Source organism: Corallococcus sicarius, from assembly GCF_003611735.1.
GTDB classification, from domain to species: Bacteria; Myxococcota; Myxococcia; order Myxococcales; family Myxococcaceae; genus Corallococcus; species Corallococcus sicarius.
The window spans coordinates 1-14,606 of the sequence record NZ_RAWG01000246.1 but is presented as its reverse complement, the minus strand read 5'-3'; the positions used below and the strand labels follow the sequence as shown (position 1 = coordinate 14,606).

14 protein-coding genes are annotated in these 14,606 nt (G+C 69.9%); 4 read left to right on the top strand and 10 right to left on the bottom strand.

Features of this window, described 5'->3' with window-relative positions; translation table 11 throughout:
* Both D7X12_RS29880 and D7X12_RS29875 read right to left on the bottom strand, forming a co-directional pair.
* On the bottom strand, positions 1-831 hold an 831-nt coding region (locus D7X12_RS29880; protein WP_147443844.1), incomplete at its 3' end, for a nucleotidyltransferase family protein.
* 4 nt (positions 832-835) lie between these two features.
* A complete protein-coding gene (locus tag D7X12_RS29875) occupies positions 836-1,876 on the bottom strand; it encodes an aminoglycoside phosphotransferase family protein (protein WP_120628658.1) in 1,041 nt (346 codons plus the stop codon).
* Between the two features lie 247 nt (positions 1,877-2,123).
* On the opposite strand from D7X12_RS29875, the gene D7X12_RS29870 reads away from it, so the two are divergent.
* Complete coding sequence (locus D7X12_RS29870) at positions 2,124-3,491, top strand: pyridoxal-phosphate dependent enzyme (RefSeq protein WP_120628657.1); 1,368 nt, start codon at positions 2,124-2,126, stop codon at positions 3,489-3,491.
* Positions 3,492-3,581: 90 nt separating this feature from the next.
* On the opposite strand, the gene D7X12_RS29865 is transcribed toward D7X12_RS29870, so the two are convergent.
* The 7 genes from D7X12_RS29865 to D7X12_RS29835 form a co-directional block, all read right to left on the bottom strand.
* Positions 3,582-3,974, bottom strand: coding sequence for a hypothetical protein (locus D7X12_RS29865; protein WP_120628656.1), 393 nt, complete (start codon positions 3,972-3,974; stop codon positions 3,582-3,584).
* 3 nt (positions 3,975-3,977) lie between these two features.
* Positions 3,978-4,376, bottom strand: coding sequence for a hypothetical protein (locus tag D7X12_RS29860; RefSeq protein WP_120628655.1), 399 nt, complete (start codon positions 4,374-4,376; stop codon positions 3,978-3,980).
* A gap of 162 nt (positions 4,377-4,538) precedes the next feature.
* Positions 4,539-4,997, bottom strand: a complete 459-nt coding sequence (locus D7X12_RS29855) for a hypothetical protein (RefSeq protein WP_120613265.1) — start codon at positions 4,995-4,997, stop codon at positions 4,539-4,541.
* Positions 4,998-5,063: 66 nt separating this feature from the next.
* Complete coding sequence (locus D7X12_RS29850; RefSeq protein WP_120628654.1) at positions 5,064-5,510, bottom strand: MaoC family dehydratase; 447 nt, start codon at positions 5,508-5,510, stop codon at positions 5,064-5,066.
* Positions 5,511-5,570: 60 nt separating this feature from the next.
* A complete protein-coding gene (locus D7X12_RS29845; protein ID WP_120628653.1) occupies positions 5,571-7,394 on the bottom strand; it encodes a discoidin domain-containing protein in 1,824 nt (607 codons plus the stop codon).
* Between the two features lie 178 nt (positions 7,395-7,572).
* The gene (locus D7X12_RS29840) at positions 7,573-8,718 is read right to left on the bottom strand and encodes a cystathionine gamma-synthase (RefSeq protein WP_120628652.1); all 1,146 of its coding nucleotides are present in this window, start codon (positions 8,716-8,718) and stop codon (positions 7,573-7,575) included.
* Positions 8,719-8,778: 60 nt separating this feature from the next.
* Complete coding sequence (locus D7X12_RS29835) at positions 8,779-9,540, bottom strand: crotonase/enoyl-CoA hydratase family protein (RefSeq protein ID WP_120628651.1); 762 nt, start codon at positions 9,538-9,540, stop codon at positions 8,779-8,781.
* 84 nt (positions 9,541-9,624) lie between these two features.
* Between D7X12_RS29835 and D7X12_RS29830 the strand changes: the two genes are divergently transcribed.
* Positions 9,625-10,623 (top strand): class I SAM-dependent methyltransferase, encoded by a 999-nt coding sequence (locus D7X12_RS29830; RefSeq protein ID WP_244224857.1) that lies wholly within the window; start codon positions 9,625-9,627, stop codon positions 10,621-10,623.
* Positions 10,624-10,646: 23 nt separating this feature from the next.
* Here D7X12_RS29830 and D7X12_RS29825 read toward each other — a convergent pair whose 3' ends face one another.
* Positions 10,647-11,837, bottom strand: coding sequence for a hypothetical protein (locus D7X12_RS29825; RefSeq protein WP_120628649.1), 1,191 nt, complete (start codon positions 11,835-11,837; stop codon positions 10,647-10,649).
* A 236-nt stretch (positions 11,838-12,073) separates the two neighbouring features.
* On the opposite strand from D7X12_RS29825, the gene D7X12_RS29820 reads away from it, so the two are divergent.
* The gene (locus D7X12_RS29820) at positions 12,074-12,742 is read left to right on the top strand and encodes an RNA polymerase sigma factor (RefSeq protein ID WP_120628648.1); all 669 of its coding nucleotides are present in this window, start codon (positions 12,074-12,076) and stop codon (positions 12,740-12,742) included.
* Positions 12,729-14,606: FecR domain-containing protein (locus tag D7X12_RS29815; protein ID WP_120628647.1), on the top strand; the 1,878-nt coding region annotated here is incomplete at its 3' end. The genes D7X12_RS29820 and D7X12_RS29815, both read left to right, overlap by 14 nt.

The window sequence follows — 14,606 nt, the reverse complement described above, 5'->3', positions numbered from 1 at the left end:
CACGTATGCAGGCCCGCGCACCGTCCCCGCGACGCGGGCCTCCGGGTGCACCCACGCCCCGTCCGCCCCGGCCTTCAGCCCCGCGAGCGGCGAGTCCTTCCCCAACGCCTGGAGCGGCACGCGCCCTTCGAGCACGTCCCGCACGGTGGCGAGGTAGCGCGAGGGCATGCCCAGGTCGGACCAGTACGCGTCCACCGCCTGCCCGCGGATCTTGAGGCCCGCCTGCATCACCCGCACGTAGACCTCGCGGTTGATGTCCTCGGGGCCCTCCGCCGTCATGAAGTCGAACACGCTGGGGGACATCACGTGCACGCCGGTGAAGTGCCACGGCCTGAGCCCGTCGCCTCCCGGTCCGTACCCCGCGATCCTCCGCACCTGCCCGCCCGCGTCCGCCTCCACCGCCGCGTACGTCTCCCCTTCCGGCATGGGCAGCAGCACCATGGTCGCCACCGCGCCGGACTCCCGGTGCGCCGCCACCACCGGCCGCAGGTCCACCGGGAAGAGGATGTCCCCGTTGAACACGAGGAAGTCGTCACCGGAGAGGAAGTCACGCAGGCCGCGGATGCCGCCGCCCGTGCCCTGGATGACGGGCTCGTGCACGACGTGCAGCGGCAGCCCCGCGCGCTCGCACTCCGCGCGGGCTACGGCCGCCATGGTGTCCGGCAGGTGGTGGGTGTTGATGCCCACCGCCGTCACGCCCGCGGCCTTCAGCACCGCCAGGTGGTAGCGCAAGAGCGGCTGGCCAAGAAACGGCATGGCCGGCTTGGGCCAGCGCTCGGTGAGCGGGCGCAGGCGCGTGCCCAGGCCCGCGCAGAGGACCATGGCCTTCATGCGCTCAGGCCGCCAGCTCGGGCACGTACTTCGCCACCAGCTTCTGCAGCGGCGCCAGCTCCGGCCGGCGCGCGAACGCGGCCTTCACGTAGCGCAGCGAGGCGGGGATGGACACCAGGAAGCCCGGGTTGCCCTTCACGCGGTTGATGAACTCGAAGCGCCCCGCGTCCTTCAGCTTGCGCTGGATGGTGAGCAGGTCGAAGAACGCCTTGAACTCCTTCGCGTCGATGCGCTCGCCGCTCTCCTGCTCGAACGTGGCGATGTAGCGATCCAACATCGTGTCCACGAAGTCGCGGTCCAGCTCCACGTAGCTGTCGCGCAAGAGCGCCACCAGGTCGTACTGGCGAGGGCCCTGGAGCGCGTCCTGGAAGTCGATGACGATGAGCTCGCCCTCCTTCACCATGATGTTGCGGCTCTGGTAGTCGCGGTGCGTGAAGCCGCGCGGCGCGGCGGCGAGCTGCTTCGCGATGTCCCGGAAGGTGGCGTCCAGCTCCGCGCGCTCCGCGTCCGTGGGCGTCTTGCCGCTCCAGGCCTCCAGGCCCCACTCGCGGAAGTGGTGCAGCTCCCAGTCGTACAGGTCCTCGTCGAAGGCGCGCGTGAAGGCCAGGCACTCCGGATCCTGCTTCTTCTCCGCCTGCACGCGCAGGCGCGCCAGCAGCTCCACCGCGCGCGTGTAGAGGGCCTCGTTGTGGCGGCCCCCCTCCAGCGCGGACTCGAAGGTGATGTCGCTCAGGTCCTCCAGCACCATGATGCCGGCGGGCTCGTCGTAGCGGAAGATGCGCGGCACGCGCACGCCCAGCCCTTCCAGGTAGCGGTGCACGTTGAGGAAGGGCAGCTCCTTCGGGGGCTCTCCCTTGGTGGCCTCGTCGCTCTTCTTCGTCGCGTCCGGCGGCATCACCATCGCCACCCAGCTCTCCGGGGGCGCGCCGACGCGGTAGTAGGAGCGACTGCTCGCCTCGCCCTTGAGCTTCGTGATGGCTGCGTGGGGAACGGGACGGCCAATGGCCTGTCCCACCTGGTCGCGAAGGGCGGCCTCAAGTTCCATGGGGGGCGGGTGCTCCAGCGGGGGAAGGAAAAACGCTCACGAGTATCGGAGGCACGGCGCGGCGGGTCAAAGCCCCCGTGGGCCGCGTGCCCGACGACCGGCCGGCCTGTCGCCTAAGCGACGAGGGGGTTCCTCCTCCATTGTCCGCCTGCGTCAGGAAGCCCTGGAGGCCCCGGGCATGTTCCCCCTGGAGGGGCGGAGCACGTATAAGGCCCCGAACCCCCCTTTTTTCGGGAAGCCACGCACGATGGACATCAAAGAGAACATCCTCACCGCCATCGGCCACACGCCGCTGGTGAAGCTCAACAAGCTCGTCGGTCCGAACGACGCCACCGTGCTCGTGAAGTGCGAGTTCATGAACCCCGGCGCGTCCATCAAGGACCGCATGGCGCTCTACATCATCGAGAAGGCCGAACGGGAGGGCACGCTCAAGCCCGGCGGCACCATCGTGGAGAACACGTCCGGCAACACCGGCATGGGCGTGGCGCTGGCCGCGGCGGTGAAGGGCTACAAGTGCATCTTCACCATGCCGGACAAGATGTCCCTGGAGAAGATCAACCGCCTGAAGGCCATGGGCGCCCAGGTCGTCGTCACGCCGACGAACGTGCCGGCCGAAGACCCTCGCAGCTACTACGAGACCTCCAAGCGGCTGGCCCGTGAGACGCCCGGCGCCTTCATGCTCAACCAGTACCACAACCCGGACAACATCGCGGCGCACTACGCCACGACGGGCCCGGAGATCCTCGAGCAGACCGAGGGCAAGTTCGACTACTTCGTGTCGGGCCTGGGCACCGGCGGCACGATGAGCGGCGCGGGCAAGTTCCTGAAGGAGAAGATCCCCGGCCTGAAGAACATCGGCGTGGATCCGGAGGGCTCCGTCTACGAGGGCTACTTCAAGACGGGCAAGCTCACCGAGCCGCACGTCTACAAGGTCGAGGGCATTGGCGAGGACATGCTCTGCGGCGCCATGGACTTCAAGGTCGTGGACGACGTGCGCCAGGTGGATGACCGCCAGTGCTTCAACGCCGCCCGCCGGCTCGCGCGCGAGGAGGGCATCTTCGCGGGTGGCTCGTCCGGCGCCGCGGTGCACGTCGCGGTGGAGCTGGCGAAGGAGCTTGGCAAGGGGAAGACCATCGTCGTCGTCCTGCCGGACTCCGGCAGCAGCTACATCAGCAAGTTCCACTCGGATGAGTGGATGCGCGACAACGGCTTCATGCAGGAGAAGGGCGCCGGCACCGTGCGCGACATCATCGGCGCGAAGCCTCGCGAGCTGAAGACGGCGAAGCGCGGGGACCGCGTGGATCAGGTGGTGGAGACGATGCGCAGCCACGGCATCAGCCAGATGCCCGTGGTGTCCGACGACGGACGCGCCGTGGGCATGGTGCACGAGTACGACCTGCTCAACGCCCTGGTGGCCAACAAGGTGAAGTTCCAGGACGCCATCGACCCCATCGTCGCCCCGCTCCAGGGCGCCGTGTCCGCCGAGGCCAGCATCGACCGGCTGCGCGAAATCTTCGCGCGCGACAACGTGGCCGTGGTGAAGGACGGCGAGAAGGTCATCGCCATCGTCACGAAGATCGACCTCATCGACCACCTGCACCGCACCGCCGCGTAGAGCAGCGCGGGACGCCGTAGAAACCCGAGGGCCCGGAAGGAGGAGAAACCTCCCTTCGGGCCCTTCGTGCATCCAGCGAACGTGCGGTGCTTACGGATCCGGCTTCGTCAGGTCCAGGGCCACCATGTGGAAGCCCGGTCCCACGTGGATGAAGCCGAAGCGCTTGGCGCGCTCCATGATGGCGTCCAGCTGCGAGTAGCCCAGGAGCAGCTTGAAGCCCAGCCGCCGGGCCTCGTCGCGGATCGCGGCGACGATGGCGTTGACGGCTTCGTTGCGGTCCTCCTTCGTCAGTCCGGGGGCGGCGATGATGCCTTCAATCAGCGCCACCGAGCTGTCCGTCCGGTACAGGAAGCCCGCCGCCTTGTCCGGGACCACGAAGCCCGTCTGAGGAAGGGCATCCGGGGTCATGGTCTCGTCCCATGGCTTGCGCCACAGCTCGAGCAACCCATGGTGCAGCTTGGGGTCGAAGGGGATGGGCTTCATGGACTAGCTGAGGAAGGTGGACATGCGCTGCGCGGCCAGCTCCGCGACGTTGCCCATGCCCTGCTCGCCGAACGGGCTCTTCTTGTTGGACTTGAACAGGTCACCAATGATGTCCGTGACCTTGCTCTTGCCGGACGCCAGGTTCAGCGCGCCGGACAGCAGGCTGTTGCCACCCGCGCCGTCCATCAGGCCGGAGTTGGCGAACATGCCCATCGCATTCTTGAGCACGCCTCCGCCCGGGATGAGGTCGGTGGCCGCACCCAGGAGCGCCTGGATGGGGTTCTTGCCCTGCATCAGGCCGCTGGCGAAGCCCATCGCCGCGCCCAGGAGCGGGTTCACCATCGTCACGAACGGCTTGACGATGTCCATCACCTTGCCGAGTGCCTTGCCGATGCCGCCCATGGTCTGATCCTTTTCGGGAGGGCCGCCCGTGGGGCCCTCGAAGTGAGACTTACAGAGGGATTCTCTGTCGGACGGCGAATTAGTTTCCCCTCCCAGAATAATCAGAATTCAGGAGGGAAAAGCCCCGCAGTTCCGGGGCCTTGCGGGGGCGGACGGGGCGCCTCAGGGCTTGATGGGGCCCTTCTTCGCGGCGGCGGGATCCACGGCGGCGCCGGGCTTGGGGGCCACGGGCTGCCCCGGCTTGGGCGAGGCCCCGAGCGCGGCGCTGTAGCGCTGCTCGTGGCTCTTGTCGCTGCTGAAGCCGTCGCGCTGCTGGGCGGGGCTGATGACGATCTCCCCGTCGATGATCTTCTGCAGGTGGGTCTGGATCTCCTCCACCGTGGCGATCTTCGGGTCGCGCGCCTTCAGCTCCTCGTCCGGGGTGATGACGAGCTGGGGCGGCTTGTCCGGGTGGATGGCGTAGTCGAGGATCTTCTCCACGTACTGCTCGATGGGCAGCTTGAGCATCTCCGCCTGCTGCTTCACGTCCGCGTCGGCCAGCAGCTCCGCGCGAACCACTTCCACCGGACGCTTCAGTCGGCTGGGCGCCGGAGGCGGCACCACTTCGTTCTTGTCGGACATGGGCATCTCCTTGGGGGCTATTGCTAGCCCAGGTTGCCCCTGGAACTCAAAGTGTCCGGGTTTCCGCTACGAGGCCGGGCGGCGGGCGAAGAGCGCGTTGGCGAGCTCCGTCATTACGACTTCGCCGTGCTGGTTGAGGACCTCGAAGCGGAACTTGAGCGAGCCCCGGTCCGGCTTGCTCACGGAGGGCCGCGCCTCCAGCGTCTCGATGCGCACGGTGAGCGAGTCCCCCGGGCGCACCGGCTTCTTCCACCGCAGCTCATCCAGGCCCGGGGAGCCCATGCTGGCGGACTGGCCCAGGAGGCCCTCCACGAGCAGCTTGTGGCAGATGGCGGCGGTGTGCCAGCCGCTGGCGATGATGCCGCCGTAGATGCTCTGGCGCGCGGCGTCCTCGTCGATGTGAAAGGGCTGGGGGTCGAACTGGCGCGCGAACGCGAGGATCTCCTCGCGCGTCACCACGTACGGCCCCCGCTCCATCACCTCGCCAATGGGGAAGTCCTCGAAGTAGCGCATGGTGTCCCTTCCGGATGTGCCGGGTGTCCGCCCTTCCCTACCCTCCTGCGGGCTCCACGGCTACCGAGGAAGGAGGCGCTCGTCCGGATCCGCCACGGACTCGGCGGTGTCCGCGGGCGGCACCGGGCTGTCCACGCGCCGCTCCGGACCGTCCTCCACCGGCCCCGGCGGCGTGTCCTGGCCCTCCGCGGCTTCCAGCGCGCGGGCCTGCACCCGGGCCTGCGCCGGAGCCGTCGTGGGCAGCGTCTTCGTGAGGGTGAGCGTGTCGCGCACGGTGTTGCTGGAGGTGATGAGCCGGGCCACCAGCGTGCCGCCGTCCACCGTCACGTCCAGGAAGCCGTAGGCCACGGCGTCGCGCACCGCGGTCCACGCGGGCTGGCTGGTGGCGAACGGCCGGAGCGTCGCGCCGCCGCTGCCCACCACGAGGTACGGGATGCCGCGCTGGGTGGAGGACGCCACCGCGTCGCCGAACATGGGCTTGCTGCGCTCGTAGTCGTGATCATGGCCGGTGAGCACCAGGTCCACGCCGTACTTCTCGAACAGCGGGCCGAACTGGCGGCGCATGGTGAGCTGCGAGCCGTGCTCGCCGCTGGACCAGGACGGGTGGTGGAATAAGGCCACGACCCAGGGGCGCGTGTTCGCGGCCAGGTCCGCCTCCGCCCAGGCCCGCTGCGCCGACAGCGTGCAGCGGTCCGCGGACGCGAGCCCCACCACGCAGTTGGAGTCCAGGGCGATGAAGTGCACCGGGCCCCAGTCGAACGAGTAGTAGCGCTCGGTGCCCTGCGGGTTGTTGGCCGGCAGGTAGAAGTTGTCCAGGTAGGGCTGCCCCTGGTTCGTCACGTACTCGTGGTTCCCGAGCGTGGCGAACATGGGCACCTCGCGCAACAGCCCCGCCATGGGCGTGAAGAGGTGCGCCTGGAACTCCGCGTCCGTGCCGTTGGGGTACGCGTTGTCGCCCAGCGCCAGCAGCAGCTCCGAGCGCCACGCGGGCTGCGCCATCACCGCCATCACCTTCGCCTGCGCGCTGCCGCCGGTGCCGAAGTCACCCATCGCGGTGAAGTGCACCTTGGTGGCGGTGGACAGCGGGGACGTCTGGAAGCTGCGCAGGCCGGTGCGGCTGCCGCACGCCTCCACCACGTAGCCATAGGTGCGGCCCGCGGACAGGCCGGACAGCTTCACCGCGTGGCGCGTGCCCGCGACGCCGGCGCTGACCGTGGACGTGAGGCTGGTGCCCTCGCCAAAGCGCACCGACGGCGTGCAGGTGCTGGGGGTGCGGAAGGCCACGATGGCGCTCGTCTGCTTCACGCTCTGGAGATAGGGCTGACGCGGCAGCGCGGCGCCGGAGTCGGTCGTGGAAGGGGGCGCCGCCGCCGCGCACGCGCGCGTCTCCGCGATGGAGTTCCAGTCGTTCACCGTGTTGCCGTTGACGGTGATGCGCACATAGCGCGCGTTGCGCGAGGCGAACGACGTCGTCTGCGCGGAGGTGTTGAGCGCGCTGTCGCCCGCGTACGCCTGGGTGAAGGTGACGCCGTCCTGCGAGGTGGAGAGGACGAAGTGGTTCTGCCGCTCGTTGCCCCGGTGCCACGCGATGGTGGTGCCGGTGAGGGCCTGCACCGCGCCCAGGTCCAGTTGGAGCCAGACGCCCGTGCCCTGCGCGCTCCAGCGTGTGCCGAGGTCGTCGTCCTGCGTGTTACCCGGGACGTTGCCGTCGTCGCCGCTGGCCGTCACCGCGTTCGTGGTGAGCACGTTGCAGTTGGGCGCAGTGAGGGATGTGGGCAGCGCCGCGGGAGGGAAGTCGGAGTCAGTGGGAGCAGGCGGGGAGTCGCAGCCAGTCACGAGCCACGCGCCCAGGAGGCAGGAGGAGACAAGCAGTCGGTTACGCATCGCGGCCGAAACGTTGTGCACCAATGAACATTCCCCCTGCCCTGGAGGGCCCCCTGGCCGCCTGGAGGGGGAGCAGGCGTGGGCCACGCTCCGGGTCCGGAAACGACGAAGGGCCCCCACGCGCCCGGTGTGGGGGAGCGTGAAGGCCCTTTCGCTGATGCGGCCGGCGGAGCGGGGGCTACTTCACCCGCGCGAGCGCCTGCCCGAGGTCGTCGATGAGGTCCTGCGCGTCCTCGATGCCCACCGACACGCGGATGAAGCCGTCGGAGATGCCCAGCTTCTCGCGCGTCTCCTGGGGAACGGAGGCGTGGGTCATGATGGCGGGGTGCTCGATGAGGGACTCGACGCCGCCCAGGGACTCGGCGCAGGCGAAGACCTTCACCGCCTTGAGGAAGGTGCGCGCCGCCTCCAGGCCGCCGTGGATGTCGACCGACACCATGCCGCCGAAGCCCGTCATCTGCTGGCGCGCCAGGGCGTGCTGCGGGTGCGTCTCCAGGCCCGGGTAGATGACCCGCTTCACCTGCTTGTGCGTGGCGAGGTACTGGGCGACCTTCATCGCGTTCTGCGCGTGGCGGTCCATCCGCACGTGCAGCGTCTTCACGCCGCGCAGCACGAGGAAGCTGTCGAAGGCGCCGGACACGCCGCCCACGGCGTTCTGCAGGAAGTACATGCGCTCCGCGATGTCGTCGCGGCTGGTGCACACGAAGCCGCCCACCACGTCGCTGTGTCCGTTGAGGTACTTCGTCGTGGAGTGCACGACGACGTCGAAGCCCAGGGACAGGGGCTTCTGGAAGTACGGCGTCATGAACGTGTTGTCCGCGACGGACAGGATGCCGCGCTTCTTGGCGATCTCCGCGATGCGGCCCAGGTCGATGAGCTTGAGCATCGGGTTGGTGGGCGTCTCCAACCAGACCATCTTCGTCTTCGGGGTGATGGCCGCCTCGAAGTTCTCCGGCTTGGAGAGGTCCACGTAGGAGAAGGTCAAGCCCGAGCGCTTGAAGACCTTGTCGAAGATGCGGAAGGAGCCGCCGTACACGTCGTCGGAGACGATGACGTGGTCACCGACCTCCAGCATGTGCATCAGCATGTCCGTGCCAGCGAGGCCAGACGCGAACGCGGCGCCGTACTTCGCGCCCTCCAGCGCGGCCAGGCAGTCCTGCAGTGCCTGGCGCGTCGGGTTCTGCGTGCGGCTGTACTCGTAGCCCTTGTGCTCCCCCGGCCCGTCCTGGACGTAGGTGGAGCTCAGGTAGACGGGCGTCATGATGGCGCCCGTGGAGGGGTCCGGCTCCTGGCCGGCATGGATGGCGAGCGTGTCGAAGCGCATGGCCTGCGAACTAACACAGTCCCCGCAGCCGCGCAGCGCTCCCGGAGGGCCCTCCGGGGCCTACTCGAAACTCCCATGCCGGCCCGCTCCCCCAGTGAAGCGCGTGGCCCCCGCGACGGACTCCGTTTCCACCACTTTCACCCCTTCCCGGAACTCCTGGTGTAGCGCGTCTTCAAACCCCAGGTCCGCCTGGGTGTAGGCGGAAATCCGGTCCGCGTTCATGCACGCCTGGGGGAAGCCCGCCAGCTGGTGGGCCAGCGCCTCCGCTGCCTTCCGGGCCTCGCCCTTCGGTACCAGGCGGTTGACCAGTCCCATACCCAGCGCCTCCGGGGCGGACACGGGCCGGCCCGTGAGGATGAGGTCCAGGGCCCGGGACAGGCCAATCAGGCGAGGCAGGCGCACGGTGCCCCCGTCGATGAGGGGGACGCCCCAGCGACGGCAGAAGACGCCCAGCACCGCGTCCTCCTCCGCCACGCGCAAATCACACCACAGGGCCAGCTCCAGCCCGCCCGCCACCGCGTGTCCGGCGATGGCCGCCACCACGGGCTTGGAGAGCATCAGGCGCGAGGGGCCCATGGGCCCGTCCCCGTCCGGCTCCAGGCGGAGCAGGCGCCCCTCCGACACGGCCTTCAGGTCCGCGCCCGCGCAGAACGTGCCCGCGTCCCCGAAGAGGACGCCCACGCGCGCGTCCGGGTCCGCGTCGAAGGCGCGGAAGGCGTCCGCCAGCTCCGCCGCCGTGTCGCGGTCCACCGCGTTGCGCACCTCCGGACGGTGGAGGATGACGGTGGTGACGGGGCCGTTCTTCTCGACGCGCACGCTCATGGCCCCGGGTTTTCCCCCGCCCCGCGTCCGGCCTGCAATATGAGGGGCGGCGCGCGGGTGTGGAACAGGAAGGACCGACGGGGCATGGCGGACGAAGACACGCAGCAGACGCAGGGACCAGCGGCCAGCTCGGGCATGTTCGAGAACCGCCTGCGCAAGAACGCGAAGCGCCTGCGCAAGTGGGCCCACGCGCAGGGGCTCACCGCCTTCCGCGTCTACGACAGGGACATCCCCGAGTACTCCTACGCCGTGGACCTCTACGGCGACCACGCGCACGTCGTGGAGTACCCGCGCCGCAAGGCCCACGCGAAGGGTGGCACCACCGACACGGAGCGCGCGGAGGTGCTCGCCGCCGTCACCGCCGTCCTGGGCGTGCCCACCGAGCGCATCTCCGTGAAGACGCACACGCCCCAGCCCTGGGGCCGCTCGCAGTACGGCCGCGTGGGCCAGGGCAGTGAGCGGCTGGTGGTGGAGGAGCAGGGGCTGAAGTTCTGGGTGAACCTGGGCGACTACCTGGACACCGGCCTCTTCATGGACCACCGCAACACCCGCGCGCGCGTGCGCACCGAGGCGAAGGGCAAGCAGTTCCTCAACCTCTTCGCGTACACGGGCGCGTTCACGGTGTACGCGGCGGCCGGGGGCGCCAAGGGCAGCGTGAGCGTGGACCTGTCCAACACGTACCTGGACTGGGCCGAGGACAACCTGGTGCTCAACGGCCTGGCGGATCCGCGCCACGTGCTCATCCGCGCGGACGCGAAGGCGTGGCTGGAGGACCAGGCCCGGCACGGCGAGGAGCGCTTCGATCTCATCGTCTGCGATCCGCCGTCGTTCTCCACGTCGAAGAAGATGGCGGGGAACTTCGACGTGCAGCGCGACCACGTGCGGATGCTCGAACACCTCCAGGCGCTGCTGTCGCCCGGAGGTGTCCTCTACTTCTCCACCAACTACCTGGGCTTCGAACTGAAGGACTCCGCGACCCGGGGTTGGGAGCAGGTGGAGGAGCTCACCCCCCGCTCCATCCCCGAGGACTTCCACCGCAAGGAGATCCACCGCTGCTGGCGCATGGTGGCCCCCTCGCGCTGAAAGCCTTCAGCCGCGGACGGCGACTACAGCCAGCAGACGTTGTCCTGGCAGCGCTCGCCCGACGGGCACTCGCAGTTGGCCTGGCAGGCCTTGCCCGAACCGCTGTTCACGGGCTTGCACTGACCGCTGGTGCAGGCCTGGCCGGCGGGGCACTCGCAGTTGGCCCGGCACACCGTGCCGGAGGTGCCCGCGTCCTGCGACGGCTGCGCCGGGGGCAGCTTGCACTTGCCGCTGGTGCAGACCTCACCCGACGGGCACTCGCAGTTCACCGTGCAGGACAGGTTGCTGCCGGTGCCCGCGTCGGGCGTGGGCAGCTTGCAGTGGCCGCTGTTGCAGACCTGGCCGGAGGGGCAATCGCAGTTGGCCTGGCACGCCTGGCCCGGGTCCGGCTGCGGCGACTTGCACTGGCCGCTGGTGCAGACCTGACCGGCGGGGCACTCGCAGTTGGCCTTGCACGCGCCGCCCGCGGGAATGGGCAGGCAGTAGCCAATCTCGCACTTCGTCTCCGCCGAGCACTCCGTGGTGGAGGTGCAGGGCGAGCGGCACTGGCCGTTCACGCAGTCGTTGTTCGCCGGGCACTGGGCTTCCGTGGTGCAGGCGTTCGGGTCCGTCTGGCGCGGCTGGCACAGGCCCAGGACGCAGGCGCCGGTGGGGCCGCACTTGGTGTCGTCCGTGCAGCCGATCTTGCAGGTCCCGTTGATGCAGTAGTTGTCCTGGCCGCAGTCCGTATTGACCCGGCAGGACGGGTAGGTGCCGGCGTCAGGCTTCGTGCCGGCGTCAGGCTTGGTGCCACCGTCGGTGCCGGCATCCGGCTTGGTGCCCGCGTCCGGCCTGGTGCCCGCGTCGGGCTTGGTGCCGGCATCGGGGCGGGTGGTGGACGGCGTGCAGAAGTTCTCCTGGCAGCGGCCGGAGGAGCCGCAGTCCGAGTCGCGGTAGCAGGACTGGGCGCACCAGCCATTGATGCACATCTGCGAGCCGGGGCACTCGCTGGAGTACACGCAGGACGTGGCGTTGGAATCCAGGTCCCAGCAACTGCCGGCGCGACAGTACTGGTTGGAGCCACAGTCGGTGGTGCTGACACAGCTGGAGTTGGAATCGTAGTCGTCGTCGGGCCAGTACCCGTCACCGCGCGTATCGAGGATGCAACCCGACAACAGGCCTAACAGCGCAAGGAACGGCACGAACGTCGTGCCGCGAAGCGAGGTGTTCCTCATGAGTGGGGGCTCCAAAGGAATAGGATGGGTCCGGACCGGCCACCGGGGGGGTCATCCGATTTCGAGAGCCTTCGACGCAAGGGGGGGCCAGATTGATCAAATATTTTTGATCTTTTTTCGTCTCTTCGGAGACCCAGGGGCACGGAGGCAGTGTGCTCGTCTGGACCGGCAACACAGACTGGAGGGCGATCCTCGACGGAGGAATCGCCTGGCGTCCCCACGAAGGAGGAGCGCAGGTGTTCATCCGCGGAGCGCGCTCGTGGGCGACCCCGACCTCCCCCGAAGCCGGGGCGGACGGGTCCACCGCGCATGGGCCGCCGTCCACGGATGACGCCCACCTCTGCCGGTTGGCGCACCGCATCCAGCAGGGAGAGCGCTCCGCCTTCGAGCAGCTCTATGAAGCGACCCGGGAGGACGTGGCGCGGACGCTGCGCCACCTGGTGGGAAACCGCGTGGACGTGGAGGACCTGCTCCAGGAGACGTACCTGCGGCTGCTCACGGCGGTGAAGGGCTTCCGGGGCGAGTCACGCTTCCGCACGTTCCTCTACCGGGTGTGCGCCAACGTGGCGCTCAGCCACCTGCGCTGGAAGCGGCGCCGGCCGGAGGACTCCTTCGCGGACCCGCCGGAGGTGGTGTCGCAGGGGGAGGACCCGGAGCGCGCCGCGGAGCGTCGTCAGGCGGCGCGGCTGGTGGAGGCGGCGCTGGAGAAGCTCAAGCCCAAGAAGCGCATCGTGTTCGTCTACCACGAGCTGTGCGGCATGAGCCCGGATGAGATTGCGCTGGCCGTGGGAAGCTCGGCCAACACCGTGCGCAGCCGGCTGCACCACGCGAGATTGGAGTTCACCGAAGCCATGCAGCGCCTGGTCGTCGCCCGTCCGGTGGGAGGTTCCCATGGCCGGCCATGAAACCGAGGCCCTCTGGGCCCTGGCCGCGGGCGAGCTGGACGCGGGAGCGCGGGCCCGGGTGGAGGCGCACCTGGACACGTGTGCCTCGTGCGCGGAGCAGTGGAAACAGGTGGCGGAGGCCCGGGCGCTGCTGCACACCGCGCGCACGGTGGAGCCCGCCGTGCGGTGGGAGGAGACGGGCGCGAAGCTGAAGGCGGCCGCGGCGAAGCGGCTGGCCCGTCCTGAACGCCGGTTCCTGTCGCCGTGGGCGCTCACGTTCGCGGGGGCCTGCGCCGTCGCGCTCGTGCTGTGGCTGGGCGGTTCCCTGAAGGGGAATAACGGGGGGGGCGAGGTCCCCGCCCTCGCGAACCGGCCTGCGAGCGACGCGGAGGTTCCGGCGGTCGCCGCGCCCGTGGTGGCGCCGGAAGCTCCGGAAGCGGTCGCGGCGCGGGAGGAGACCCGCCCGACCATGGAGGCGGAGCGCGTCACCGGCGCGGTGATGCGGGAGGCCACGGGGTCGGAGCAGGCGCTGGCGCCGGGCATGCGGTTGCGCTCGGGGGTGGCGGTGCGCACGCCCGCGAAGTCCTCCGCGGTGCTGCGGCTTCCGGATGCGAGCCGGGTGCGGCTGTCGGCGGGTTCGGACGTGGTGTTCGCTCGCGCGGAGGCGAACGCGGTGCACCTCACGGTGCAGCAGGGTCGGCTCTCCGTGAGCGCCTCTCATGCCGCGCGGGAGGCGTTCCTCGTGGAGTCCGCGGGCCTTCGCATCACCGTGGTGGGGACGGTGTTCTCCGTGGAGCGCACGGCCGGTGGTGCCGCGGTGGCGGTGCTCGAAGGACGCGTGCGCGTGGACGCGGACGGACAGCCGCCGCGCTTCGTGGACGCGGGGCAGCGCGTGGAGCTCGCCGAGGCCGGGGGGGCGCTGAAGCCTCGCGCGCTCTCCGCTGGAGACCAGCAGGCGTTCCGCGACCTGCGGGCCGCCGAGCCGCAGCCGGAGGTCGCGGGGGTCGCTCCTGCTCCGAAGAAGCCGTCGAGAAGCGGTGCGGCTCCGCTCCCGTCTATTGCCAGCGCCGCCAATCCCTTGGAGGCCGCCGCTCCGAATCCCAAGGCCACGTCGCTGGACAATGGCAAGCCTCTGCCCTCGGTTGCCGCTGCCCCCCATTCCAGGCAGGGCCCCGCCATGTCTTCCGACGAGGCCCTGCCTCCGAAGAACGGCGGTACGTCCGGCCAGGCCGTTGCCACCGCCGCCAGTCCCTCGGAGTCCCCTGCTCCGTCGTCCGAGGCCGTGCCTCCAGAGAACGGCGACGGGTCCCGCCAGTCCGTTGCCACCGCCTCCAATCCCTTGGAACCGGCGGTCCCTGCTCCGGAGGCCACGCCCTCACGGAACGAGGCCGGGACCCCGCCCGCTCCATCGGATGACTTCGCGCCCTACCCCGGCTCCACGGGAGACACGCTCGCGTCCGCCGCGCCCCTGGCGATTCCGGGCTCCGTGCAGGCGCCTTCCGTGGCCCCGGTGACTCCCGCGGAGCCGCGGCGGCGCAAGACGCTGGGCATGCTCGTCCCGGGCGGGCTCCTGTCGGACGACTCGGATGAGCGCTTCCTCGGCTACGCCAAGGTCCAACTGCAGGCCCCGACGTGCGGACGCTTTCTCATGGGGCTGGGAGAGATCGCCGCGGCCAGCCCCCGCACGAATCACCGCGAGGAAGCCCGGGTCCTGCGCGGCCGCTGCTTCACGAAGCAGCGCCAGCCCGCCGCCGCCGAGGACGAGTACCGCCAGTACCTCCGCGAGTACCCCCACGGCCGCTACGCCACCGAGGCCCGCACCGCCCTGGGCATGTCGGCCGCGCCCGGGCCGGAAGCCCCCACGAGCGCCCCCGCGCCCCTGCCG

Bases quoted from the DNA above. Each gene is read 5' to 3' on its own strand.
- D7X12_RS29840 (WP_120628652.1), bottom strand. From the start codon at position 8,718: ATGCGCTTCGACACGCTCGCCATCCATGCCGGCCAGGAGCCGGACCCC.
- D7X12_RS29865 (WP_120628656.1), bottom strand. From the start codon at position 3,974: ATGAAGCCCATCCCCTTCGACCCCAAGCTGCACCATGGGTTGCTCGAG.
- D7X12_RS29845 (WP_120628653.1), bottom strand. From the start codon at position 7,394: ATGCGTAACCGACTGCTTGTCTCCTCCTGCCTCCTGGGCGCGTGGCTC.
- D7X12_RS29830 (WP_244224857.1), top strand. From the start codon at position 9,625: ATGGCGGACGAAGACACGCAGCAGACGCAGGGACCAGCGGCCAGCTCG.
- D7X12_RS29850 (WP_120628654.1), bottom strand. From the start codon at position 5,510: ATGCGCTACTTCGAGGACTTCCCCATTGGCGAGGTGATGGAGCGGGGG.
- D7X12_RS29855 (WP_120613265.1), bottom strand. From the start codon at position 4,997: ATGTCCGACAAGAACGAAGTGGTGCCGCCTCCGGCGCCCAGCCGACTG.
- D7X12_RS29860 (WP_120628655.1), bottom strand. From the start codon at position 4,376: ATGGGCGGCATCGGCAAGGCACTCGGCAAGGTGATGGACATCGTCAAG.
- D7X12_RS29825 (WP_120628649.1), bottom strand. From the start codon at position 11,837: ATGAGGAACACCTCGCTTCGCGGCACGACGTTCGTGCCGTTCCTTGCG.
- D7X12_RS29835 (WP_120628651.1), bottom strand. From the start codon at position 9,540: ATGAGCGTGCGCGTCGAGAAGAACGGCCCCGTCACCACCGTCATCCTC.
- D7X12_RS29870 (WP_120628657.1), top strand. From the start codon at position 2,124: ATGGACATCAAAGAGAACATCCTCACCGCCATCGGCCACACGCCGCTG.
- D7X12_RS29875 (WP_120628658.1), bottom strand. From the start codon at position 1,876: ATGGAACTTGAGGCCGCCCTTCGCGACCAGGTGGGACAGGCCATTGGC.